We start from the raw sequence: 24358 nt of genomic DNA, 5'->3' as shown, positions 1-24358 counted from the left end.
CATACGGCTATCGGACCTTCCAAATCGCCGAACTCTCCCTGTATCACGTGCTCGGCAAGCTTCCCGAGCCAAAACTCGCCCACAGATTCTTCTGACGAAGCGAAAATTCATGCATTGCCCTTCGAATATGCTTATTGATTGATGGGAGATTGCATCCGCGCACTCTCCTGGATCACATTGCCGCGCTGTGATCGGCGACAAGTCTCGCTGAAACGAAGAGCACGCAGCCGTGAACTTCGCACATGAAGCGTCGGCCCCCCCCATGTACCACTGCAACTGAGGCGCCCGCTTGCCGCCAATGTCATGTCAATCTGGAGCAGAGTGTTCTGCCGATGTCGAGCATCGCAATCCACCAACGGCCCGCAAGTCACCTCGAACAGGACACCGAGTGAATCGAGGAAGACGCGCTTTCGCCGACATCCATCGACTCAACCCACGGACATCCGGTCCCTCCCCTCCTCTGTCACGATGCGGATCGCCTCGATGGAACAGAACGCGAGCAGGCTCCACCCAAAGACAGGCAATGCCAACGCCAGTGCGACGGCCACCGCCCACAACCATATCGGTACCTCTCGCACATGGTCTCGCGTGAGCGACGGTGCCGCCACTTTGCCCTTCGGTCGGCGCAGCCACCACATCGCGAAGCCGGAAATCACCGAGAACATCGCTGCCAGGGCGGCCAGCGCCAACAGCACTTGATTCCACACGCCGAACTCACCGCGATGAAAGGGAATGCCGAGCGCCGTGGCTTGCGCAAGCAGCGGCAGGCGATCCCATCCGCTGTAGAACAAGGTCTGCCCCGAGTAGGCGTCCATCACAAGCGTGAAGCGCTTCATCGGCTGGCTGCGATCGAAGTTGTCCACCCGCCATGCGCCATCGCGGCTGCGCGGCGAGGTGATCTGAATGGCGACGCTGGGAGATGCCGCCTTCGCAAGTTCATGAATGGCTTGCCATGACAGACGCTCTCGGCCGTCAAGCACGGTCGATCGCAGATCCTTCGGTGCTTTTGGTGTGTCCTGATCGAGCGCCTCTTGTGCCAATCGAAAATTCTCTCCGCTGTGCTTGGACCATGTCAGGCCGGTCACCAGCACGACGGCGAGTACCAGGCCGAGGGCAAGTGCGACGGTAGCGTGCAAGTCACGCCAAGTCTGCCGCCCCTTGCCAAGACGGGGAACGAGTGCGCGCCAGCCCGGCCCGCCCGAGGCTTGTGAGCGCGGCCACCACATCGCCAGGCCGGTGGCGAACATCACCAGCATCCAGCTCGCGCCGAGTTCGAGCAGCCATCGCCATGCGTCGCCCTGCAGCGCGCTGGAGTGCAGCTTCTTGGCCCAGGTCTTCACACGCTGCATCTCGTGCAGGCTGCCCACCACCTTCGCCGAGTAGGGATCGACATAGACGATGCTTCCGTTGGGCAGACCGTGATCGTGATCGCCCGTCTTCGCGGCTTTGCCCATGTCGTGGTGGGCGTGCGCGGCAGCGAGGTAGACCTGCGTCGTGACGCCGCTGCCATCGGCCGGCACGACGAAGCGCACGGCCTGATCAGGGAACGCTGACTGCACGGCAGCCACCTGAGCATCCAAGGGCTGCACGACAGCGCCAATGGCCACCCGATCCACGTCCGCATGGCGCCAAGCTTCGATCTGCGGCGTGAGGACATAGAGCAACCCCGTTGCGGCGGCGAACAGCACGATGGGGGCGCTGATGAGTCCGGCCCAGAAATGCACGCGCCAGAAAAGCCGGTTCAAGGCCGCCCGTGCGGGAGGTTTCGCAAAAGTGCTTGTCATGGCATCTCCCTCATCGCGCGAAGCGCAGTTCCGCGAACAGCGTGCGCCCCGGGTATGGATGAAACTGGTAGGCATGCGCGTTGTTGGCGTTGTTCAAGCCGACAGCCAGCTCGACCTGATCGGAAACCTTGTAGCTGGTGCGCAGATCGATGACGTCGAGTCTGGAGACGCCGCCAAACACATCCGGATTCACGTCGAGGTTGTATGTGTCGTTCCAGCCACGGCCTTCGTGCCGCCACCCGACGCTGCCCATCCAGCGATCGTTCGGACGGTAGGCGACAAGCACGTTGCCTCTCGTGCGCGGCAAGCGCAGCCACCACTTGCCCACCGATTGAGGGTCGCGTGCATTGGCTGCCACCTTGGCGCGGGTGAATGCAGCGTTGGCATCGAGGGTCAAGCCCTTGACGAACAGATCCATCGCCTGCCAGACGAACTCGATGCCGCTCGTCTTGACTCGATCGACGTTTTGCACGCAGGTATAGGTGGTCGCGGTGGTGCCTGTTGTCTTGCACGCCGACGCATCGGTGGTCGACTGGCGCAAGATGGCATCACGCACGTCATCGTGAAACAACGAAACGCGCACGCGATGGCGGTCCCAGTCCTTCTCCGCGCTGAGTTCGAGCGCATTGGATGTCTCGGCCTTCAGGTCTGGATCGGATAGCGTTTGCGACGTCGGCGTGAAAGTGCCGTTGTAAAGCTCCTCCACATTGGGAAAACGCACTCCGCGCCCGACGTTGAGCTTCAGCAGCAGATCGTCAGCGGCATTCCAAGCCAGCGCCGCCTTTGGTGAATGGCCGTGCAGGCTGCGGCTCGGATAGTCCACCGTCGAGCCGCCGCCATACTGGCTGCCGTCGAACGTGCGGTACTGCTCTTCGCGCAGGCCGAGCGTGAGCTTGAGATCGTCGCGCAAGCGCCATGCGTCCTGCGCGTACAAGGCCGTGACCTCGGTCTTGCCGCGGTAGAACTGCGACAGCCCGGTCTCCGTCTGTCGCCAGTCGCTCGCGTTCGCCACCGTGTTGTCAAGGGTGTAGGCATTGCGATGCAAGCCAATGGCCAATGCATGGCGCCCGCCCGTCCAGTCACCGGCCGAGGGTGTCCAAGCGCCCTGCACTTCAAAGGTGTTCCAGCCGGTGCCATTGCGACGGGTCACGCTGCCGGCACCACCGCTTGCCGCGATTGGATCCGGGTTGTTGGCCTGGCGCGCTACATCGCTCTGAATTCGATAGTCCGACACCACCACCGACGCGTTCCATCCTTTGTCGTTGCGGGTCTTGAGCGTCAAGCCGAGCTGCCGATGAAGCTCCATGCGCGTCGATGGAGCAAAGGCCACGCTCGGCAGTTCAAAGACGTTGCCGTCGTTCGAGATGAGGCTGCGTGTGCTGGTGGTGCCGCCATTGCTGACAATGACGGGTGAACCCTGAGACACCGGGGCGCCGCTTGCATCAGCGAGAAAGGTGCTGTTTCGGTTGCTTGTGTCGTTCGTCCACCAGCTCGCCATCGCGCTGGCCTCCAGCGAGGGCGTGAATCGATAGCCCATGCGCAGGTTCAGCGTGTCTTGCACCGTGTGATCGATCGCACCGCCACTCGCACCGAAAGCCGCGCGACGCAGACCCTTCGGGTCAGTGTCGTACACCACACCCGCAACCGGAGTCGGCACGCCGGACACGAGGGTCCCAACGCCCGGAAACGCACCCGCCGCGTCGGCGGACACCGTGTAGTACTGCATCGGCTGCGAGGTGGAGTTCTGGTGATTCACATCGCCGCTGAACCACAGGCCGCTGGCCAGCCGCTGCCCGAGATGAAGCGACACCTGGTTGCCGTCGAAGTGGTCGCTGTGGCCGTACTGATCGAACTGCTGGCGGTAGCCGATGACGCGCCCGGAGACTTCGAAGTCCTTCGGCGCACGCTGCCTCACCGCGATCGTGGTACCTATCGAGTTGCCTGGGTAAATCGCCGAGTACGGCCCGTAGATCACGTCCACCCGCTCGATCGCCTCGGGCGAGATCATGTTCCAGCGCGGCGCGTCGAAGCGCCCGAGAAAGTTGCTGATGAGGTAGCCGTCGAGGTACACGAGTGCGCGCGACGGCTGCAGCGCACCGAAGCTGCGGCCACCCACGACGGCGTTGCGGTCGCCGATGTAGCGCTTGCGTACCGTCGTGTTGGGCGTGTACTGCAAGGCGTCCTCAGGATTGAAAAGGTTCTGCTCGCGCAGGTCCTCGGCGGTCTTGCTGGCCGTGGTACCGGCAATGTTGGCGGGCAGCCCCGCGCGTTGCCCGGTGACGATCACTGGTGCGAGCTCGGTGTCGGTGGCGACCCCCTGCGCGAATGAAGCGCAACAGGCAGCAAGGCCGGCAAGGGTCAACGCCGTGGGGCGCGACGGAAATCGGAACATCATGAAGCATCCCTCTGTCATGCTCAGAAGTCCCGCGTCCAGCCCACAGCGATCGAAGTGCGCGGCACCAGTTGGATGCCGGTCACCTTCTGGTAAAGCGGCAACTGGACGTACCCGTAGAGCGTCGAGCTTTGGCCCAAACCAAAGGTCACGCCTGGGCTCAGGTCGATGGTCGTCGAGCCGCTGTTGCCGGGCTCGGCTTGATCGCCGCTGTCGTGTCCGCGGTGGCGCACATTGAGTTGCAGCACTGCACCCAGCCCCTGCGAGTAGGCATGAGACCAGCCCACCGACGCTTCGACTCTTGTGCCGGGCCGGAATTCCTCCTGCTTGTTCAACGCGGCACTGACACTGACCTGCCCGATCAGCGCGTCATTCATCCCGACGGCGCGCCGCCCCGCTATGCCGATCACGGCATCCGTCGTGCCCGTGCCGGGCTGAAGCGCACGCTCCGCTCGGCTTCCGTCTGCGTTGACGACCTTGGTCGATCCGGTGGGCAGCTTCAATCCGCCGAACCAGGCAAAGGCGGTCTTCACGTCATCGGAGAGTGCTTGCCGGCGTGCGAGAACCTGCACATCGCCCAGCTTGGTAAAGCGCCATTGCTCAGAGGTCGATGGAAGGCCGGTGGTGTCGTCGATCAGGTCGTGAAGATGGTCTCGCTTGACGACAGGGATTCGCACCGACACCGACCAGTTCTCATCGAACCCATAGCCCAGCGTCGTCACGACGTTGAGATTCCTGGTATGACGCTCGATGGCGTCTTCACCAGTCACCTGGCTCGCATTGATACTGCTTGTGCCACTGAGCAGGCGCGACTGCGACACGGACTCGATGCGCAGATCGACGCTCCAGCCGAGGTGAGCCTCACCCGTGCCTTGCGCGTAGCGATCGGTCATCAGCGTGCAGAACGCGGAGCCGCACGAAGCGGAGGCGGCAGTCGTCATTGCCGCCAAAGCGCCGGCAATCGTCAGTTTCAACATGGAATTGTTCATGATTTGTTTCTTTGAAGTCGCGACTCGCCGCCCATATGCAGGCGCGGCACAAAGCCCTGCGCGTTCCTTGGGAAGGCGCAGCGGGTCAACGCTCGCAGGTGCGTCGACCGGGGTCGATCAGTCTGTGTTCGGAAAATGTCTTGAGGGGCCCGCGCAGGAGCGCAGGCAGCACGCGCGAGCCGACTGTTTCGAATCAGAGACTGAGAGTTTTCTCCGCGTGCGCCCCACCCCCGTTCCGGCTGAGCCTGTTGAAGCCTTGCCCCGGGCGTGAGGGGCACTCCCTTCGACAAGCCTGTCTTGAGCTTGAAGGGCGCAGGGCGATCGGAAATACAAGCTCGGTGCGAACGGGCCTTTGAAGTCGCCAAGAAAAACTCTCAGCCCTCAGTCGATCGACGGCGCGAAGATCAGGCGAGGTGGGGAGGCCCGTGTTTGAGCCGTGCCGCCCACGCGGCACTTGCATCGCGGAACGCGACGCCGGAATCGACGACGACGTCGGGTGGTGCGGCCAACCCGGACGAGAACGCAGGCATGGCGCTGTCCGCAACGGCCAATGCCGCCAACGCCGTCAGAGCGCAGTGGTCACCGCTGTGCTGCGCAGCCACATGCGAGCTGTGGTCTTCGTGACCGGAGTGCTCGTCGTGATGATGGTGGGCATGCTCGCCGGAAGACGCTCCAGGCAGGGCCACGCCATAGACCGTGCACACCTCGGCGACCGGCACGCCGCGCATCTGCGCGGCCCCTGCCGCAAACATGGGCACCGCTGCCTTCAGGACCAATGCACAGACGGCGGCCCATAAGGCAAAGCGCGAGGACCAAGTACGGCGGAACATAGGTGCATTGTGCCAGTGCGGGTTGGCAATGCAGCGTGCGAAAAGCATTCGAACCGCGGCAAAGCGGAGTACCCGGAATCAGCGGCTGAGAGTATTTCGAGCGTGTCCAAGCAGCACGTCAAAAGGCGCCGGATTTAGGCGCAAAGCGCAGCCATAGCTCGTGCTACGGCGAGCATTTGCAACGACGAGCAGGGGGCCTTTGGCGTGATGAGCGGGCATGATCGAAATGCTCTCAGCCTCTCGGCTCACCGGCGTCGGTGGCGTCGGCAGGGCGAAGCGTTCCCACCCTACGAAGGGCTTTGCGTGCCGGGCTTGAAGTGCCCCAGGGCAAAATGCCTCAAATGGCAAAACGATTGCGCACGAATGCGTGGGCAAAGTCTTTCGAACGCAGCTTCACGGCCTTCTCGCGCGAGACGATGCGGGCGAGCACGAACGCCGTGGAGCGTGCCGTCGCCGCCGCCGCAAAACATCGCAGTCCACCGCCGGGCGCGGGCGATTGGCTCGTCGGCGTGGCCATCGGCCCGGCGGGCATGCGCCGCTATCGCTTGTATCGACCGCCGGCCATCAAGTTCGGCGAGAAGCTTCCTCTCATGGTCATGCTTCACGGCTGCGGTCAAGACGCGAAGAGTTTCGCCACCAGCACGCGCATGAACCGCATCGCGGCGCGCGAACGTTTCCTCGTCCTCTATCCCGAGCAAGACCGATTGGCCAATGCGCAAGGATGCTGGAATTGGTTCGATACACACACCGGCCGCGCCTATGGCGAAGCGGCACTCATCATGGCGGCCATCGACCAGGTGTGCATGCTGTACTTGGCTGACCGGACGCGGATTGCCGTGGCCGGCTTGTCTGCCGGTGCGAGCATGGCGGCGCTGCTGGTCACGCGGCATCCGGAGCGCTTCAAAGCGGTGGTGATGCATTCGGGCATTCCGCCCGGCACGGCGCATTCGCCGATGTCGGCAGTAGGCGCAATGCACGGGCTTCGTCCGACGAGACCGCTCGTGGCTGCACCCGTCGAGATCGGAGCTGCGTGGCCCCCACTGATGGTGATCCACGGTGGCGTGGATCGCGTAGTCTCCGCGCACAACGGCCATGCTGCCGCACACACCTGGGCGCAGGCGGCAGGCGCACTCGCGGGCAAGGAACGTCAAGTGCAGCGCGGCAAGCGCTACCCCATGACGGTGACCGAATTCAAACGCAAAGGCAGCGCCGCGGCCACCCTGGTGCAGGTCGGCCAACTGGGCCACGCATGGAGCGGCGGCGCTGCATCGCAGCCCTTCGGCGACGTCCAGGGCCCCGATGCGTCGCGCATGGTGTGGTCGTTCGTGGCAAAGCAATTTCGCGCGTGATGGAACTCAACGAACGATTTCAGGTGCTGCTGCCAGGGTCCAACGTGGCCTTCAAAGCGTCCGCTTCCGACACATTGCTTGCATCAGCCCAACGTGCTGGCGTCGTGCTGACCAGCTCGTGCCGCAACGGCACCTGCCGCGCCTGCATCGCCCGGCTCGGCGAGGGCCGTGTCATGTACCGCATCGAATGGCCCGGGCTCAGCGCCGACGAAAAGGCAGCGGGTTACTTTCTGCCGTGCGTGGCCTACCCCGCGTCCGATCTCGTGGTCCGCTCTTTCGGCGCCGACTGAGAGGCTGAGTGTCTTTCGAGCGTGCCCGCTCATCACGCCAAAAGACCCCTGCTCGTCGTTGCAGATGCTCGCCATAGCCCGGGCTATGGCTGCGCTTTGCGCCTAGATCAGGTGCCTTTTGGCGCGCTGCTCGGACACGCTCGAAAGACTCTCAGCCTCTGACGGGCACGCTCGGTCCAGTCGATGCCCGCCTTCACTACGAAATCAACGCGAGTCAGTTGATTTCACGCAACGATCGTTGTTCCCGGCCTTCGCCATGGACCCGCCGCTCGCGGCACACACCTGGGCATCCGCCGCACGCCGCTTTGCGATCCGCTCCGGGGCAGTGAAGACACGGAATGCTGCGCTCGCCACCGCGACGAGCACGATCGCGGCAGCAGTGATTCGGGCGATCCGTCCAGTGAGCATGAAACCCCCTTGATGCGCGCATCGTGTACGACTGACGCTCGCCACGTCAAGCGTTTTGAGACCATCTCTCAAGCAATCCGAGGCGATTGCGAAAGGCTTCACGTGGACGCCTGCGACCTCCTTGTGGTGCATGGTCGGAACTCGGGATGCTGACCGACACCTGCGCGAACGCGGACCGGCCAGCCCCCATACCGCCAGCGCTGCGAAGACGAGCTTGCGCACGGTGCCTCATGCCATCACGGCCCCGGAATAGATCCGCGGCGGATTGGGGTGGAAGCGCGCCATCGAGTGCGAATCGGCGTACTGGCCATTTCGCATTGCATATCCTTTGAAGGTGCCTTCAATTTCGAAACCGAACTTCCGGTACAGGGCGAGGGCACGCTCATTGTCGGTGTACACCGTGAGCTCGATGCGCAGCGCGCCGATCCAGTTGTCGGCGTAGTTGCACATGGCTTCCATCAGTGCCGTTCCGAGGCCTTGGCCTTGCGCCTGCGGTGCGACCGAAATGCCCAGCGTCAGCGCGTGTCGCCGGCGCAATGCCAAGCCGACTGGATGAAGCCCTGCGGAGCCCACGACCTCGCCATTCAGTTCAGCGGCCAACAGCAAGTCTGTCTTGCCAGGTCCACAACCGTCGGCAAGTTTCGAACGCCAGACGTCTTCATCGGTAAAGGGCAGTTGCATGAGGCCTGCATACACTTCGGGGTGACTCATGAATCGCGCGTACGCAGCGGCGTCCTTGGGGTTGGCCCGTCTGATCGTGATCGTCATGTGGTTTGCTCCTTGGGTTCTCTGGAAGGCCTTCGTGGGGCCGGAAAAAAAGTCAATGCTCGCTGAGAGGCTGAGAGTATTTCGAACGTGTCCGAGCAGCACGTCAAAAGGCGCCTGATCTAGGCGCAAAGCGCAGCCATAGCTTGGCTATGGCGAGGCTATGGCGAGCATTTGCAACGACGAGCAGGGGGCTTTTGGCGTGATGAGCGGGCATGATCGAAATACTCTCAGCCTCTGAGTCGCGGCCGTTGGGAGGGAAATCGCGAAGCTGCGCGGCCGGGACTGGCGCAACCCCTTCATTTGATACGATCGCTGCGCCAGCTGCGACCTGCAGCGACGCCTGGCAAGCGTTTGGACCAAAGTACACCCGACATCCGGCGCGACAACATTCGCCTCGTGGGCGACAAGGGCCTGAAGCTCGTGTTCACCGACGGCCCCGGATGCACAATTTGTCCGAAGGCGTATCTGCGAGAGATGGCACGGGAGGCTTCCGAACAGCAGGATCCGCCCGTCTCCTTTGCGATTGCCGGCGAGGCTTTGTCCCCGCCCTTGACAACCTGACTGACCACTTTCACCGATCATGGCAAACCTCGGCACCGAACGCGTCCTCCACGTGCACCACTGGAACGACACGCTCTTTTCGTTCCGCACCACCCGCGACCACGCCCTGCGCTTTCGCAACGGCCACTTCGTGATGATCGGCCTGCCGGTCGATGGCAAGCCTCTCTTGCGCGCTTACAGCGTCGCCAGTGCCAACCACGACGAGCACCTCGAGTTCTTCAGCATCAAGGTCGAGAACGGTCCGCTGACTTCGCGGCTGCAGCACCTGAAGCCTGGCGACGAAGTCATCGTCGGCCGCAAGCCCGTGGGCACATTGGTGCTCGACGACCTGCGTCCGGGCAAGAACCTGTATCTGCTGTCCACCGGCACAGGCCTCGCGCCCTTCATCAGCATCATTCAAGATCCGGAAACCTACGAGCGATTCGAGAAGGTCGTTCTGGTTCACGGCGTGCGGCAGGTCGACGAACTGGCCTACGCCGACTTCTTCCAGCATCAACTGCCCGAGCATGAGTTCCTGGGCGAGATGCTGCGTGACAAGCTCATTTACTACCCCACCGTGACGCGCGAGCAGTTCCGCAACATGGGGCGGCTGACCGACCTGATCGATTCGGGCAAGCTGTCGGCCGACATTGGATTGCCGCAAATCGATCCCGCGGTGGACCGCGTGATGATCTGCGGCAGCGAGGCCATGCTGAAGGACACCTGCAAGCTGCTCGATGGCCGCGGATTCCACATCAGCCCGCGGCAAGGCGAGCAAGGCGACTACGTGATCGAGCGTGCCTTCGTCGAGAAGTGAATCTTCGATAGGGTGGGCAAAGCGCAGCGTGCCCACCCGGCGAAATCAGAGGCTGAGAGTTTTTCGAGCGTGCCCGAGCAGCATGTCAAAAGGCGCCTGATCCAGGCGCAAAGCGCAGCCATAGCCCGTGCTATGGCGAGCATTTGCAACGACGAGCAGGGGTCTTTTGGCGTGATGAGCGGGCATGATCGAAATACTCTCAGCCTCTTCAGGCCGCCTCCGCACCCTTTGCCACCAATTCGCTGAACCGTTGCGCATCGATGTTCGATCCGCACATGATCAGCGCCACATTCTTCCCATCAAGTCGTGCCCTCAAGGGCCCGAGCAGCGCAGCAATCGCCGCGGCTGCCGCCGGTTCCGCCACAAGCTTCATGTCGCGGAACAGATGATGCATGCCGCGGAAAATTTCTTCGTCCCACACCCGCACGATGTCGTCGACGAAGCGGCGGCACACGCCGTAGCTGTACGGCAGGGTGTAAGGGGCGCCCAGGCTATCGGCCGCGGTGTCGATGCTCTGCAGCTTCGTGGGCTCGCCGGCTCGGAAGCTGCGGTACATCGCATCTGCCCCGAAGGGCTCGATGCCGAAGACGAGGCAGCTCGGATTGATCTGCTTCACCGCCGCCGCGATGCCCGCGCACAGTCCGCCACCGCCCACGGGCACGACGACCGCATCAAGATTGGGCACTTGCCGCATGAGCTCCAGCCCGACGGTGGCCGTGCCCTCGGCCGTCCGCGGCCCGTCGAACGGGTGGATCATCGTGCGGCGTTCCTCCTCGACCAGCCGCAGCGCTAGCGCAAAGGCTTCGTGCACGGTGTTGGTGAGAAAAACTTCTGCGCCGTCCGCTTGGCAAGCCGCAATTCGGGCTGGGCTCGCGTGGCGCGGCATAAAGAGCTTGGCGTGGGTGCCGGCTGCTTTTGCAGCGTAGGCAACCGCCACGGCGTGGTTGCCCGCGCTCGCGGCTACCACGCCGCGCGACAGGGCGCCGGCGTCCAGCGCCGAGATGCCGTTGAGGGCGCCGCGCAGTTTGAATGTGCCTGTGCGCTGAAAGAGTTCGAGCTTGAGCCAGACCTCGGTGTCCGGGCTCAGCGCCCGTTCGACGATGCCGGTGCGCCAGCGCCACACGGGGGTTTCAAGCACTTTGCCGGCAAGGCGCTCGGCGGTGTAATGGATTTGATCGAGAGTCGGGTAGGCGGACACCTCGGTGTCCGCAACGACGAAAGACATGGGGTTCTCCATTCGAATGTCGAGATTCACGTGATGCGCCATGCAGCGCGCGAGAAGACTCGGGACCGCTGAGCACCGGCGACGCCGTAGCTCAACGATCCTGGCGAATTCGAATGGATAGAAAGTTGCAGGAAACGTCATGCCAGCCAAGTGCGGTCACTCGCCTCACCCAAACGTGCAATGCGCTTGGGTGAGGAGTGACTGGCGGCCTGGCAAATGTGAGTTTCACGTTGACATCATAGTGCCGACTCGTCGATCAACGGCACTAAAGAAGCGCCGTCAATCCGACGAGCTCCGCAGGGACATAACGTGCCCGTCAACGAGCCCCAAGGAAGATCCACTCAGCCATTGGGGCAATCGGCCATAACGATAGCCTGACTGAGCGCGGCTACTGCCGTCCCCGGGCAATCGGTTCGACGGAGAAGAACGCAGCCGAAGCCTGGCTCGGTTCGATCGAGCAGAACGCAGCCGCCGCCTGGCTTGGTTCGATCGAGCAGAACGCAGCCGCCGCCTGGCTCGGTTCGATCGAGCAAAACGCAGCCGCCGCCTGGCTTGGTTCGATCGAGCAGAACGCCGCCGCCGCCTGGCTTGGTTCGATCGAGCAGAACGCCGCCGCCGCCTGGCTTGGTTCGATCGAGCAGAACGCCGCCGCCTGGCTTGGTTCGATCGAGCAAAACGCAGCCGCCGCCTGGCTTGGTTCGATCGAGCAGAACGCCGCCGCCGCCTGGCTTGGTTCGATCGAGCAGAACGCCGCCGAGGCCTGGCTCGGCTCGATGGAGCAGAACGCCGCCTGTCTCGGCTTGATCGCACGCCTTGATGCATCGTGCTGGAGCGAAGGCATCGCCTCGCCGAACTCCTGTGCATACAGGTGCTGCATCTTCAAGAAAGCCGCTTGCAGTGCCTCGGCGTCCGCCTCGCCGCGTAGCCCGAGATAGGGGAAATGATGCAGAAAGTGCCCGAAGGTCGCCTCGCAGTCGGCCGCATACTTCCTCGTGTCGAGAATATGCATGTGCCAGAAGCGATCGATGTCCTGCTCGGGTGCGAGTGTCATCTCCGGGTACTTCGCGTGCAGGATCAGGTAGCGCTTGTAGGCGACTTCCATCTTGTCCGCGTACTCGGCAGACCAGCCGTATCCATCTTCCTTGCGCGTGGCCTTGAACTTGATCATGCTCAAGTCCATCGACTCAATGGCAGCGATCGTCTGCGCCAACGATCTGTTGTTTGTCGAAATAGTCATGGAAACTCCGAATGAGAATTGAAATGCCCCTGGGGCGACCGCCCCAGGGATCGCGAGTCACCGCACCCGGCGCCGCTTACGCGGCCACCGGCGCGGCGAACAAGGTCCGAAGGTGTCGAGCCATGAAGGCGCACACGTCATCGGCGGTTACGGGCTTGCACAGCCAGTAGCCTTGAATCTCGTCGCAGCCGTGGCTGCGCAAATAGTTGAGTTGCTCCACCGTCTCCACGCCCTCAGCCACCACTTTCATGCGAAGGCCGTGCGCCAGGGTCACGATGCCGTCGGTCAGGGCCTCCGCATCGCGGTCCTGCGACAAATCCTTGACGAAGGAGCGATCAATCTTCACCGTTGTGAAGGGGAAGCGCTTGAGGTAAGACAGCGACGAATAGCCCGTACCGAAGTCATCGATGGCCAGGCCTACCCCCAGCTTTCGAAGCTGCTCGAGCAGCTCCGCAGCGGTCTCGGGGTTCCTCATCATCACGCTCTCGGTGATCTCGAGTTCGAGCAGCTCCGGATTCAATCCAGTCTTGTCGAGAACCCCGGCGATGTCGTCGATCAGCGTCGGGCTTGCGAACTGGCGCACAGAAAGGTTCACGCTCATCTGCACCGCGGGGAGCCCACGCTGCTGCCATTCGCGTGCATGGGCGCACGCCGTGCGCAATGCCCACATCCCCATGGGGATGATCAAGCCGGTTTCTTCAGCAATGGGGATGAATTGCGCTGGCGACACCAGGCCCAGCACCGGATGGCGCCAACGCATCAGCGCCTCCACGCCGACGACGCGCTGCGAGCGCAGGTCCATCTTCGGCTGGTAGTGCATTTCGAGCTCGCCGCGGTCCAGGGCGCGACGCAGCCCGCTCTCTAGCATGAGGCGTTCGGTGCCCTGCGCGTTCATCTGGGCCGCATAGAACTCGTAGCCGCCGCGGCCTTTGTCCTTGGCGCGGTACATGGCGGTGTCTGCGTTCTTGAGCAGGGCTTCGCCGTCGGCACCGTCCTCGGGGAACATGCTCACACCGATGCTCGCGCTGACATGAAGCTCGCGCCCATCGATGATGAAAGGCTCTGCGCAGGAGGCCAGCACCTTGTCGGCCACCAGCGCCGCATCGCTCGCCTGCGACAAATTCTCGACCACCAGTACGAATTCATCGCCGCCAAAGCGCGCGACCGCATCTTCCTCGCGCAGCACGCCGGCGAGCCGATCGGCACAGGCCTTGAGCAGTGCATCACCCACGCCGTGCCCTAGCGTGTCGTTGATGCGCTTGAAGTGGTCGAGGTCGACGAACATCACCGCGAAGCGCTTGCGATACCGATCGCTGCGTTTCATGGCCCGCGTGAGTTCGCGCTTCAAGGTCGTGCGGTTAGACAAGCCAGTGAGCGCGTCGTGGCTTGCCACGTAGCGCAAAGCTTGCTCGGCCTGTTTGCGCTGCTCGTACTGTGACAACTGAAGCGAGATCGCGCGCAACGATTCCATCGTGTCGGCATCGATCTCGCTGTGCCTCTGGCTGAAGAGTTCCATCACCGTTGGCGTTCCGCCCGTGATCGAGGGCACGATGAGTCCCGTTGCCAGGCCGGCCTGAGCCGCCAAGGCATCGCGCGTGAAGTGGTCGGTGGCCGATGCCGTATTGACGATCTCCACTTCGCCTCTCACCCAGGCACGGCCGAGCGAGCCCTCGTCGGGCCTGTACGTCAGCGTACGGCTGATGCGGATGAATTGGTCCAGCACCGGGTTGCCGCCTGCATGCCACGTGGCGTTACAACACACCATGCGGCTTTCGCGCACGGCCCAGAACACGCCGCAGTCCCAGCCGATATGGGAGCAGACGGCCGCGAGTACACGGGAGATCACTGCTTCGCTCTCGCCGTCGCTGACGAGCAGTTGAGCAACTTCGTGTTCGAGCCGCATGCGCATCGCTGCCTTGTGTCGATACGTGTCATCACGGAGGATGCCGCGAAGGCCGGTTCTTCCGTCCTCTTCCACAACCTGCGCGATGACCTGCACCCAGCGTTGGGCGCCGTTCGGGAGATTGATGGTGTGCTCGAATTCAACGCGCTGATGCGAGGCTCTCGCATGATCGATGTTCCTCCTGACCTCGACCCGCTCATGTTCTGGTATGCGAGTCATCAGCGCTGCAACATCGACCTGCTCCCCTTTCGGAAAGCCAAATATGCGAAGCGTCTCGTCAGAGCATTGCAGTTGACCGGTTCTCGCGTCCACCAACCAACTGCCAACGCTGGCGATGTGTTGCGCCTCGTCCAGCTGCTGCTGGCTGGTTCGCAGGTCACGCGTCATGGACAGCGCAAGTTCTTCGGCGCGCTCGCGCGAGGTGTTGAGCGAATAAACAATGCCTGCAAGCAAGGTGCTGATTGCAATGCCGCAGAAGACGATGAGCCATGGAGCGTCTTTCTCGATCCGCCCGATGAGTTCGCTCTGGTCTACACCAACCTCGACCAGCCAGGCATGGCCGCCCAGGTCGAAACCGAGCGTGCGCTCGAAGCGCGCGGCGGGCTTGGGAGTCGCGGCGGATGCTGCGCCTGCAGACTGCGAGGCAGCGGAAGCGGGCACGGGGGCGTTGTCGAACAAGAGCTGGCGATCGACCGGCGACCTCGGTGTCACGAACCTGCTTTCGATGCGAGATCCGATCGCGTCCGGGTTGGGGCCTGCATCGATCAGGCGCAACCGGAGCGCAGTGTTGTCGGCGATCACGTTGCGCATCATGTCGGCAACACTGAAACCTGCGCCTACAGACCCGATGTAGGCAGCGCGTCGCTGTTGCACGGTGTCGATCGGCATGTGCGGGTGATACACCGGCAACCGGACGGCAAGTGCGATTTCGGAATTCCGCCCGTTTATATGAATCTTGCGACCGGATGAGACAAATCCGCCGGTATCTCGCGCCTGCTCCAGCGCATTACCCCTGTTGGGCATTGCGCCCAGATCCTTGCCTATCAGTTTCTCGTTGCCCTTCAACGGCTCGATGAAGGTCAGCGGGTAATAGCCGGCACGCTCGCCGGGCGGTTGAATCGAGAAGTTTGCTGCGCTGGCTGCATCGAGGTCTGGATCGCGGCGAACCTGTTCCTCGAAGCGGCGCTTGTCCGCAGCATCAACATAAGGTGCGTAATTGACAAGCTGAAAGCCGGGGTAGCTTCTTGCGAGGTTCAGGCCGGCGACATAGTCCCTGAATTCGCTTCGGGTGACCGTTTCGGAAGTGTTGAATCGCGCACGCAATCCGATCAGGACTGCGAGGTAGTCGTCGAAGCGTCCTTCCACTTTGCGTGCCGCGTCGGTGGCGATCGCGTCGAAACGCGCCTGGGCACCACGGGTGGTTTCCTGGCGGGCCGCCAACCCAAGTGCGATCGACAGCGCCGCGCCTGCGGTGAAAACCACCAGCGGCAGGGAAAATTTCCCCGATTCCCATCTCTTGCTCGAGACCATTGCCCGCTCCCTATCGGCGGGCCTTATGGGCGGGCTCGCCGATGACTGGCGGTCCCGACCGCGTCGCAGCGGCGGAACCTGGCCGCGTTCGCGGCGGATGCACGCCACGAACGCGGTACTTCACTCAAGCCTGCATGGAACGAAACGCTGCAACGCTCTGAGGCGATTTGTTGGGTAGCGACAATGGGTGACGCAGGACACCCGACGACTCCGACACGCCCGACACTGATGTCCGAAGTCGATGGAAACGAATGTAGAGAAGCGGCCCCGGAACGAATAGTCAGCGCCCCGACATACCCCATGTCCGAACTTGCCTTACAAGGCTTTCCATGACTTGTCCGCCAGCGCATCCGTTGACATGACTCTCGTGATCGATTTCTCAGCTGACTCTGCCGCCGTCGCTCGGCAACTCATCGGCACTGTCGTTCTCGTTGACGGTGTCGGCGGACGCATCGTTGAAACCGAGGCCTATGACAGGGAAGACCCTGCCTCTCACAGCTACCCAGGACCGACGCCGCGCAACGCGACGATGTTCGGCCCGCCCGGCCACGCCTACGTGTACAGGTCGTACGGCATCCACTGGTGCCTCAACTTCGTCTGCCGCGAAGCGGGGCATGGCGCAGGAGTGCTCATCCGCGCCATCGAACCCTTGATAGAAATTCCCACGATGCGAGAGCGACGCGGGATCGAGGACGAGCGCCTGCTTTGCGCGGGGCCTGGTCGCTTGTGCCAAGCGCTTGGAATCACCAGGGACCACGACGGTCTGCGGCTCGATCGGCCACCGTTCGAACTGATCGCACCGGACAAGCGCGTCAAGTCGATCAGCGGCCCGCGCATCGGCATCTCCAAAGCCATCGACTTACCCTGGAGGTTCGGGTTGGCGGGATCGGCCTATCTGAGCCGCCCTTTCAAATGAGTTGCGCGACCATGAGGGCCGCGCAATCAAACGTGTGCAGTACTAGTGCAGTGTTTCACGCTATGTGGAACATAAGACCGCGTCTTTGGCCTCATGACGTCGTTGCAAATCCTCGCGATACCACGGGTATCGCTGCGGTTTGCGCCAAGCCACGCGGCCAAATCCGTCGGTCTTATTAAGTTCCGCATAGCGTGAAACGCTGCACGAGGGAGCCAATGCCAGCCGAGCGGCGCGAGACTTTCAATGTGCCGATGCGAAAGATCGGCGACCTGACGCTCGTCAGGTTGTTCAGAAGAGGTGCGCGAGGGCAGTCAGTGCTTGACGGACACGATGGCAACGATCGGCAGACGATGTCGCCCTGGTTCGGGTTCCGGCAATGCCGGTTCAGGAAGGCCTACGTCGTCGACGAATTCGACTTCTTTGATCGGCAAGCCGCTGAAAGCGAAGTTCCGTGCCAGTCGATCGACGACATACACCGCGGCGATGAACACGCCAGTCGCGCCGACTGCGAGCACGACGAGCACCACCGCGTGAAACCACGGGTCGGTGAAAAACGCGAAACCCGCCACCGAAGCCACCGATACACCTGCCGCGATGTGTCGCCCCCGCCAATCGAGCAAGCCCCCCAACGCGAGTGGATAGCTCATCAGAAATGCAAACACACAGACCTGCTGCTCTACCCCGATGGCATCAAGGCTTGCATGAATTTCACCCAATATGCTCATGATGTTGCCTCCCAAACTCAAGGACAAGGTCAGCGTACCCCGATCAGTCATCTGCTTCCACGGCGCCTCCCCTGAATGGATGGCCCTATTTGGCACAGTCGTGCCTTTCGTTACATCCGAGTGGTTCACGGACAACGGGATTCCTTGGATTTGTTGCGCCTGCCCGGGCGGCAAAATTTACCCCCCGCCTGCGCGGGGCCACACCAACGGCGCGGCCCTACAAACGGTTGCGATGGTGATCGTGGGTCACGAATTCCTGACCATCCGGCGGAAGGTCCAGCCACGATTCATGCGCCAGCGTGCGCTGGATGTCCACCAAGCCGCTTTTCCAATGCTCGTGCATGGTGATCGGGCTGAACTCGTAGTCCTTGGACAGACCTTCCCACTCCTTGTCTTGATAGATGAGGTGAATGACGCTGTACTGCCTTTCGCAAGCCAGTTCCTGTGCACGACGGCACCAGGGGTCGTTCTCGAGCACGTCTGCCGGAACATGATCGAGCACCTCTCGAAGTAGCCGGCGATAGTGCTGCGATTGCGCCATGGTCGTGGTGACGGCGCGGGTGCGACTCGAATACTGGATGTCCTTTTGCCGTTCCTGCACGTCGTAGACGTTGTCGGGCAGCCGACCGATGGCGCTCCACAAGTCGACCTGGAACGCGATCGTGTTGCGGCGCGGCGCGGCAGCGAGCACATGGCTGAGCGGCGTATTCGACACGAGCCCGCCGTCCCAATAGAACTCGCCATCGATTTCCACTGCGGGAAAGGCCGGCGGCAACGCACCCGAGGCCATGAAATGCTCGGCCCGCAAGGCCCTGTGCCCATGGCCGTTGTGGTTGTCGAAATACGAGAAATTCCCTGTGCGGACGTTGACCGCGCCCACCGACACGCGCATGTCACCTTCGTTAATGCGATCGAAATCGACCAACCGTTCAAGGGTGGACTTGAGTACCGCCGTGTCGTAGAAGCTGGCCTGGGTCACCCCTTGCTTGCCGCCGAGCCATGGCGTGAGTCCGCGAGGCACGAAGAAGGCGCGCTGCCCCTCGACCACGGCGCGCCAGGCCTCAAAAGCCCCGAATGCCTTGCGTGCTGACGGCCCTGCCTGCTCCACGATCGCCTGCATGAAGTCAGCAGGCGGAAACGAAAAGGCCGGCCGGCAGATCGTCTCCCAGAATTGGCGCAACTTCTGCACCCGCGTCTCGGGCGGGTTGCCGGCGATCAACGCGGTGTTGAGCGCGCCGATGGAGATGCCCGCGATCCAGTTCGGCTCGATGCCGGCATCCGCAAGGCCCTCGTACACGCCAGCCTGATACGCCCCAAGCGCACCACCTCCTTGCAACACCAGCGCGACCGTCTGGAACGGCAGCTTGTTCTGTTCGGCCTTTCGCGGCGAAGTCTCTCGCGCACGCTGCATGGCGGGTCCTTTCTGGAATGTCGGGAGTGACGGTGGTCCGAGCGTGCACAAATGGGGTCTGGCACGGTGCGCCGTGATTGTGCGGGCCCCCGTTAGGATTTGGCCCGGAATAAGTTCCCGTTTTGGGGGCGCTGGGCGGCATGCAATGCAAGGCGCTCCGAGCGCCGTGTGGCGAGCCACACAAGGAGGAGCAACGCCGCAGCGCGCCCGCCCAGCGCCCCCAAAACGGGAACTCATTCCGGGCCAAATCCTTAGCTCACGGTCGTGCGCCGGGCGAGCGCAGGACGATGCCAACGTGATTCGGGACTTTCGCCACCGTCACTTCGTCACCAATCGCAGCCTGGACAGTTCGGTGGTCGTTTCGATCCATAGTGGCAGACCCGCATTTTCGGCGACGGGTGCAATCACCTTTTCGAGCCGATATGAAATTCGCCAGCGCTCTCCAGGATCGCAGTCCACCCGACGCAGCCGATCAGCGGCTTTCACCAGCGCCCGCCCTACGTGCGAATCGTCGGAGAGCGCGTGAGCAACACGGATCTCCGTGGCATTTGCTACATGGGCTGCGGCTGCAAGGACCGCAAACAGCGCGTGGCACAAACGCAAGAGGTCGTATCCAATGACGGCGACTGTAGAAACAGGCCACCGAAAAGCCGTCAGCTGCGACGTCGCCCACGCTGTCTCCTGGCGCGCAGGTCCTGATTCCATCTGCGAAGACTCTCGTCCGAGTGCGTTGCATCGGGACCGGACGTGGTGGCGATCAACTGATCCAGCAGGATCTGCTGGTCCGTGCTCATGCGTTTCGGAAATATCGGCGAGATGGTGATCATCTGATCGCCCCGGGGGCCTCGGCGCTCGACTGGAAAGCCCTGGCCCTTCAGCCTATAGCTGAGTTGGTCGCGTTGCAGTTGAATCGTCTGCAAGCCGTCGAGAGTGGGCACGTCGATAGACCGGTTTGCGATCCATGCGAATCCGTCCGCCGGAACATTGCACAGCAAAGTCCCATCCTGGTCGAGCTTGAATAGATCGTGCTTTTGCACCTCGACGCGGATACTCAGGTCGCCGGGCGGCGAGCCTGGCTTGCGTGGGCGGCTGTCTACGCTGAGCAGATCGCCATCGCGCACGCCGTGTGGCAACCGCACCGTCACCTTGTATCGCTGAGTTGAAGCCTTCCCCGTACCGGTACAGGAACTGCAGAGCTGCCTCGCGATGCCGCTGCCATGACAGGCTTCGCACTCAGTCTGCCTAGCAATCCAGCCGAACCAGGAGTGCTCGCGAATCGCGCCTGACCCGTGACACTGTCGGCAATGCCCGCCCAGCACACGGTATCCGACCCCCTCGCAGTCCGAACAAGACTGCACGATCTTTCCTCGCAATACCTTGGTGCATCCGAAGGCGGCCTCTTCAAGTGTCAGCCTGACCCTGCGGTTGATGGTCCGAGCTGGCGGTTCGGATGCCTTCCGATCAGCCGTCGCGGCGTCATCAGGCTCACTTGAACTCGCCTCCTCGGCACCATCGAAGTGAGCGTCGCCACGCTCGTCATCGCCACTGCGCCGCGGTTCCTCCGGCCGCCCAGGATGGGTGTCGCCCCCACTGGCCGACGGGCCGGGCTGGCGCAAGCCGGCTTGGCGAATCGCCTCGATGGCGCGGTTGATGCGCTGCATCTTGGCGACGGCCGCAGCACTGTCGTTGCGGTCAGGATGCCAACGCGAGACCAAGCGGCGCCATGCCGCTTTGACCTCGAGTTCTGTCGCGTCGGGGGTCAAACCTAGCTCGGCGAACGCGGTGTCGATGTCCAGTTCCACGACTTTGTCCTGTTTAGGCGCTGTGCTTGCGCAAGCATGAGCGCAGCCAGATGACTATGCTGCGTTGCAGCAATTATGGAGCCTCTCTGGTGCTCTGCTGATCGACCTGTCGCTGATGAAGTCCGTGCAAAGCGCAGCCATAGCTCGTGCTATGGCGAGCATTTGCAACGACGAGCAGGCTTTTTGGCGTGATGAGCGAGCATGATCGAAAACTCTCAGCCTTTCGGCCCTGCGGTGATAGCGGCGACCAGCGTCCGGCAACGATCGATTGCATCAGTGACGTGACGCTGGTCACAGGCCGCCTGAAACATTGCACTAGATCAGGCGCCTTTTGACATGCTGCTCGGACACGCTCGAAATACTCTCAGCCTCTGATCTGAGCGCGACATTGTCCGCCCGCCGCCCCACACGATAATCCGGCCGATGCAAACTTTCGATGCCGTCGTCATCGGCGCTGGCGCGGCCGGCCTGTTCTGCGCCAGCGTAGCCGGACAACGCGGCCTCAGGGTGCTGCTCGTCGATCACTCTGAAAAGCTCGCCGAGAAGATCCGCATCTCGGGCGGTGGGCGCTGCAACTTCACCAATCGGGACGCCGGTCCCGCGAATTTCATCTCTTCCAATCCGCATTTCTGCCGCTCGGCGCTCGCCAGATACACAGCACAAGATTTCATCGCGCTCGTTCAGCGCCATCGCATCCCATTCCACGAAAAGCACAAGGGTCAGCTTTTTTGCGACAACAGCAGCGACGAGATCATCTCGATGCTCGTGCACGAATGCGACGTGGGCGGTGTGACGCGCTGGCAACCTTGCACGGTCGAAGAGATTTGCAAGACCGATGACTTCGAACTTGCCACCAACCGCGGCCCGGTCCGCGCAAAGAGCGTCGTCATTGCGACGGGCGGGCTGTCGATACCCAAAATCGGCGCAAGCGATTTCGGCTACCGGGTCGCTCGGCAATTCGGGCATCGCATCATCGAAACCCGCCCCGCCCTCGTGCCGCTCACCTTCGACGCAGCGCATTGGGCACCCTTCGTGGACCTGGCCGGCCTGTCGCTCGAAGCCCGCGTCGAAGTGGGCGAAGGCAAGGCCCGGGGTGAATTTCTTGAAGATCTGCTGTTCACCCACCGCGGACTGAGCGGCCCCGCCATCCTGCAAATTTCGACCTTCTGGAAGTCCGGCGCGCCCATTCGCCTCGACTTGGTACCTGCGCAAGACTTGTCTTCGGAACTGGCCGCAGCAAAGAATTCGTCCCGACGCAAGCTGGGTAACGAATTGGCGGAAATCCTGCCAAGGCGACTCGCACAAACCTGGCTGGCAGACAAAGCCGCGCTATCCGAACGGCCGATGCCCGAAGTCCGCGATCGCGACCTCCAGCAGATCGCTTCAGGCCTGAAGCGCTGGGAAATCACACCTTCGGGCACCGAGGGCTACCGCAAGGCCGAGGTCACCGCCGGTGGCGTCGACACCCGGGGTTTGAGCTCCCAGTCCATGGAAAGCCAGCACATCCCGGGCCTGTATTTCATCGGCGAAGTGGTCGACGTGACCGGTTGGCTGGGCGGCTACAACTTCCAGTGGGCCTGGTCCAGCGCTGCCGCCTGCGCGAAGGCGCTCGCGCATCCCTCACAGAGCAGTCACTAACGGCTCGTTGCTGGCTGTGAATTCGTGGCTATAATCGCCGTCTTTGCTGGCAAACCCGCGCCGCGATCAGGCCGAGCCAAGGCAGGAACTCCGGACCCTCCGGCCCGAGCGCCCACCCTGACACCGAGCGCAACTTTTAGGACTTACTGGATACATGACTACGATTCGCGTCAAAGAAAACGAGCCGTTCGACGTGGCACTGCGCCGCTTCAAGCGCACCATCGAGAAACTCGGCCTGCTGACCGATCTGCGTGCCCGCGAGTTCTACGAAAAGCCCACCGCCGAGCGCAAGCGCAAGAAGGCCGCCGCTGTGAAGCGTCACTTCAAGCGCATTCGCAGCATGCAATTGCCCAAGCGTCTGTACTGAGCATCGGCACCAAGCCTCTGCAACACCACCTGCCCAGCATCTCCCCGAGGTGCTCGACTGACGGCCGCAGAGGCCTCCAGAAAGCCCGCACCGAGCGGGCTTTTCTACATCTGAAGGACGAACATGAGCCTCAAAGACCAGATTACCGACGACATGAAAACGGCGATGCGGGCCAAGGACTCCGCCCGCCTGCTGACCATCCGCGGCCTGCTCGCGGCGCTAAAACAGAAGGAAGTCGATGAACGCGTCACGCTCGATGACGCCGCTGTGGTGAGCATCATCGACAAGCTGATCAAACAGCGCAAGGACTCGATCGCGCAGTTCGGCACGGCCGGCCGCACCGACCTCGTGGACAAGGAAACCGCCGAGCTGCAAGTACTTGAGGGCTATCTTCCCAAGCGTTTGAGTGCCGACGAAGTCAACGCCGAAGTGGCGACGATCGTGGCGGAGTTGGGTGCATCGGGCCCAGGCGACATGGGCAAGGTAATGGGCGCTGTCAAGACGCGCCTGGCGGGCAAGGCCGAGATGGGCCTCGTGTCTGCCGCAGTAAAACTAGCGCTGTCCAAGTAAGCGCCGAACTCGACTAAGGGTCCGCCAAGGGGGAAGTTCGCATGACCATTCAAGTGCAGCCGTTGAGCCCGGACGTGAGCGTCGCACCGCAACTCGTCCCCGATGCCATGTCGCCGCTCGCCACCGCCGGTTTCAAGAGCGTGATCAACAACCGCCCCGATTTCGAGGGCGGACCCGACCAGCCCACCAGTGCACAGATAGAGGCCGCCGCCAAAGCGGCAGGCCTCGTCTACGCCTTCCTGCCGGTGGCGCCGGGCTACCAAAGCCCCGAAGAGATCGCGCGCTTTGCCGAACTCCTCGCCACCCTGCCCCGGCCCATCGTCGCGTTCTGCCGCACCGGCACGCGGTCCGGCAAGCTCTTCCGCGCGGCGACCGGCGGCTGAGAGGCTGAGAGTATTTCGAACGTGTCCGAGCAGTACGTCAAAAGGTGCCTGATCTAGGCAAAAAGCGCAGCCATTGCTCGGCTATGGAGCTCAACCTGAGCGTGCGCACAGTCGAATCACATCGGCAAGACATCAAGCGCAAGCTCAACCTCGATGGCCAAGCCGAACTCATCAAATGCGAGGTCGAGCATTGCCGCAACATCGCAGTGGCGCCCTGCGCGTAGCTGAAAGACCCGTTGCCTCGCGCGCTGCCGGCACGGTTCAATGCGGCCTTGGGACTCACCCCTTTCAAGGTCTTGTATTGGCTCCTCTCCTCTCTGGGGAGAGGTTGGGTGAGGGGCTTGCGGTGATGGCAACCCATGGCTTTATTCACCGCCCACGGCCCTCAGAGGCTGAGAGTATTTCGATCATGCCCGCTCATCACGCCAAAAGACCCCTGCTCGTCGTTGCAAATGCTCGCCATAGCCCTGGCTATGGCTGCGCT

Annotated in this window: 22 protein-coding genes; 10 read left to right on the top strand and 12 right to left on the bottom strand. The window is 62.5% G+C overall.

Annotated elements, in window-relative coordinates; translation table 11 throughout:
• Nucleotides 1-428: 428 nt before the first annotated feature.
• The 4 genes from AC30NL_RS04440 to AC30NL_RS04425 form a co-directional block, all read right to left on the bottom strand.
• Nucleotides 429-1784: a PepSY-associated TM helix domain-containing protein gene (locus AC30NL_RS04440; RefSeq protein WP_489462799.1), complete on the bottom strand. Its 1356-nt coding sequence runs from the start codon at nt 1782-1784 to the stop codon at nt 429-431.
• A 10-nt stretch (nt 1785-1794) separates the two neighbouring features.
• The gene (locus AC30NL_RS04435; RefSeq protein ID WP_489462798.1) at nt 1795-4197 is read right to left on the bottom strand and encodes a TonB-dependent receptor; all 2403 of its coding nucleotides are present in this window, start codon (nt 4195-4197) and stop codon (nt 1795-1797) included.
• A gap of 2 nt (nt 4198-4199) precedes the next feature.
• Entirely contained in the window at nt 4200-5165 is a 966-nt protein-coding gene (locus tag AC30NL_RS04430; RefSeq protein ID WP_489462797.1) for a hypothetical protein, read from the bottom strand.
• A 404-nt stretch (nt 5166-5569) separates the two neighbouring features.
• On the bottom strand, nt 5570-5995 hold the full coding sequence (locus tag AC30NL_RS04425) for a hypothetical protein (RefSeq protein WP_489462796.1): 426 nt from the start codon (nt 5993-5995) through the stop codon (nt 5570-5572).
• A 341-nt stretch (nt 5996-6336) separates the two neighbouring features.
• Here AC30NL_RS04425 and AC30NL_RS04420 point away from each other — a divergent pair, with 341 nt between their 5' ends.
• Nucleotides 6337-7344 (top strand): extracellular catalytic domain type 1 short-chain-length polyhydroxyalkanoate depolymerase, encoded by a 1008-nt coding sequence (locus tag AC30NL_RS04420; RefSeq protein ID WP_489462795.1) that lies wholly within the window; start codon nt 6337-6339, stop codon nt 7342-7344.
• Nucleotides 7344-7634, top strand: a complete 291-nt coding sequence (locus AC30NL_RS04415) for a 2Fe-2S iron-sulfur cluster-binding protein (RefSeq protein WP_489462802.1) — start codon at nt 7344-7346, stop codon at nt 7632-7634. The genes AC30NL_RS04420 and AC30NL_RS04415 overlap by 1 nt, the downstream gene beginning before the upstream one ends.
• 204 nt (nt 7635-7838) lie before the next feature.
• Here AC30NL_RS04415 and AC30NL_RS04410 read toward each other — a convergent pair whose 3' ends face one another.
• The gene (locus AC30NL_RS04410; protein ID WP_489462794.1) at nt 7839-8042 is read right to left on the bottom strand and encodes a hypothetical protein; all 204 of its coding nucleotides are present in this window, start codon (nt 8040-8042) and stop codon (nt 7839-7841) included.
• Nucleotides 8043-8270: 228 nt separating this feature from the next.
• Nucleotides 8271-8810 carry a GNAT family N-acetyltransferase gene (locus tag AC30NL_RS04405; protein ID WP_489462793.1) on the bottom strand — a complete coding sequence of 180 codons (540 nt, stop codon included), beginning with the start codon at nt 8808-8810 and terminating at the stop codon, nt 8271-8273.
• Between the two features lie 351 nt (nt 8811-9161).
• Here AC30NL_RS04405 and AC30NL_RS04400 point away from each other — a divergent pair, with 351 nt between their 5' ends.
• Both AC30NL_RS04400 and AC30NL_RS04395 read left to right on the top strand, forming a co-directional pair.
• Nucleotides 9162-9371: a hypothetical protein gene (locus tag AC30NL_RS04400; RefSeq protein WP_489462792.1), complete on the top strand. Its 210-nt coding sequence runs from the start codon at nt 9162-9164 to the stop codon at nt 9369-9371.
• A 19-nt stretch (nt 9372-9390) separates the two neighbouring features.
• Nucleotides 9391-10167 carry a ferredoxin--NADP reductase gene (locus AC30NL_RS04395; RefSeq protein ID WP_489462791.1) on the top strand — a complete coding sequence of 259 codons (777 nt, stop codon included), beginning with the start codon at nt 9391-9393 and terminating at the stop codon, nt 10165-10167.
• 208 nt (nt 10168-10375) lie between these two features.
• On the opposite strand, the gene AC30NL_RS04390 is transcribed toward AC30NL_RS04395, so the two are convergent.
• From AC30NL_RS04390 to AC30NL_RS04380, 3 genes are all read right to left on the bottom strand, one after another.
• Nucleotides 10376-11392: a threonine ammonia-lyase gene (locus tag AC30NL_RS04390; RefSeq protein WP_489462790.1), complete on the bottom strand. Its 1017-nt coding sequence runs from the start codon at nt 11390-11392 to the stop codon at nt 10376-10378.
• Between the two features lie 388 nt (nt 11393-11780).
• Complete coding sequence (locus AC30NL_RS04385; protein WP_489462789.1) at nt 11781-12629, bottom strand: glycine-rich domain-containing protein; 849 nt, start codon at nt 12627-12629, stop codon at nt 11781-11783.
• A gap of 76 nt (nt 12630-12705) precedes the next feature.
• Nucleotides 12706-16062: a bifunctional diguanylate cyclase/phosphodiesterase gene (locus AC30NL_RS04380; RefSeq protein ID WP_489462788.1), complete on the bottom strand. Its 3357-nt coding sequence runs from the start codon at nt 16060-16062 to the stop codon at nt 12706-12708.
• A gap of 358 nt (nt 16063-16420) precedes the next feature.
• Between AC30NL_RS04380 and AC30NL_RS04375 the strand changes: the two genes are divergently transcribed.
• The gene (locus tag AC30NL_RS04375) at nt 16421-16978 is read left to right on the top strand and encodes a DNA-3-methyladenine glycosylase (RefSeq protein ID WP_489462801.1); all 558 of its coding nucleotides are present in this window, start codon (nt 16421-16423) and stop codon (nt 16976-16978) included.
• 311 nt (nt 16979-17289) lie between these two features.
• Here the strand turns inward: AC30NL_RS04375 and AC30NL_RS04370 are convergent, their stop codons facing one another.
• The 3 genes from AC30NL_RS04370 to AC30NL_RS04360 form a co-directional block, all read right to left on the bottom strand.
• On the bottom strand, nt 17290-17703 hold the full coding sequence (locus AC30NL_RS04370; RefSeq protein ID WP_489462787.1) for a hypothetical protein: 414 nt from the start codon (nt 17701-17703) through the stop codon (nt 17290-17292).
• Between the two features lie 217 nt (nt 17704-17920).
• On the bottom strand, nt 17921-19114 hold the full coding sequence (locus AC30NL_RS04365) for a DUF3734 domain-containing protein (protein WP_489462786.1): 1194 nt from the start codon (nt 19112-19114) through the stop codon (nt 17921-17923).
• A gap of 653 nt (nt 19115-19767) precedes the next feature.
• Entirely contained in the window at nt 19768-20916 is a 1149-nt protein-coding gene (locus AC30NL_RS04360) for a DnaJ C-terminal domain-containing protein (protein ID WP_489462785.1), read from the bottom strand.
• A gap of 423 nt (nt 20917-21339) precedes the next feature.
• Here AC30NL_RS04360 and AC30NL_RS04355 point away from each other — a divergent pair, with 423 nt between their 5' ends.
• The 5 genes from AC30NL_RS04355 to AC30NL_RS04335 all read left to right on the top strand — a co-directional run bounded on the left by AC30NL_RS04355 (nt 21340) and on the right by AC30NL_RS04335 (nt 24098).
• Complete coding sequence (locus AC30NL_RS04355; protein WP_489462784.1) at nt 21340-22554, top strand: BaiN/RdsA family NAD(P)/FAD-dependent oxidoreductase; 1215 nt, start codon at nt 21340-21342, stop codon at nt 22552-22554.
• Between the two features lie 154 nt (nt 22555-22708).
• A complete protein-coding gene (rpsU, locus tag AC30NL_RS04350) occupies nt 22709-22921 on the top strand; it encodes a 30S ribosomal protein S21 (RefSeq protein WP_124539636.1) in 213 nt (70 codons plus the stop codon).
• A 123-nt stretch (nt 22922-23044) separates the two neighbouring features.
• Complete coding sequence (locus AC30NL_RS04345; RefSeq protein WP_489462783.1) at nt 23045-23491, top strand: GatB/YqeY domain-containing protein; 447 nt, start codon at nt 23045-23047, stop codon at nt 23489-23491.
• Between the two features lie 41 nt (nt 23492-23532).
• Nucleotides 23533-23874, top strand: a complete 342-nt coding sequence (locus AC30NL_RS04340) for a protein tyrosine phosphatase family protein (RefSeq protein WP_489462782.1) — start codon at nt 23533-23535, stop codon at nt 23872-23874.
• Nucleotides 23875-23957: 83 nt separating this feature from the next.
• Nucleotides 23958-24098 carry a LuxR C-terminal-related transcriptional regulator gene (locus tag AC30NL_RS04335; protein ID WP_489462800.1) on the top strand — a complete coding sequence of 47 codons (141 nt, stop codon included), beginning with the start codon at nt 23958-23960 and terminating at the stop codon, nt 24096-24098.
• Nucleotides 24099-24358: the final 260 nt, after the last annotated feature.

The sequence above is a fragment of the Rhizobacter sp. genome (genome assembly GCA_021153565.1).
Lineage (GTDB): Bacteria > Pseudomonadota > Gammaproteobacteria > Burkholderiales > Burkholderiaceae_C > Albitalea.
The sequence above is the reverse complement of the archived record's forward strand: the minus strand, read 5'-3'. Positions and strand labels throughout refer to the sequence as shown.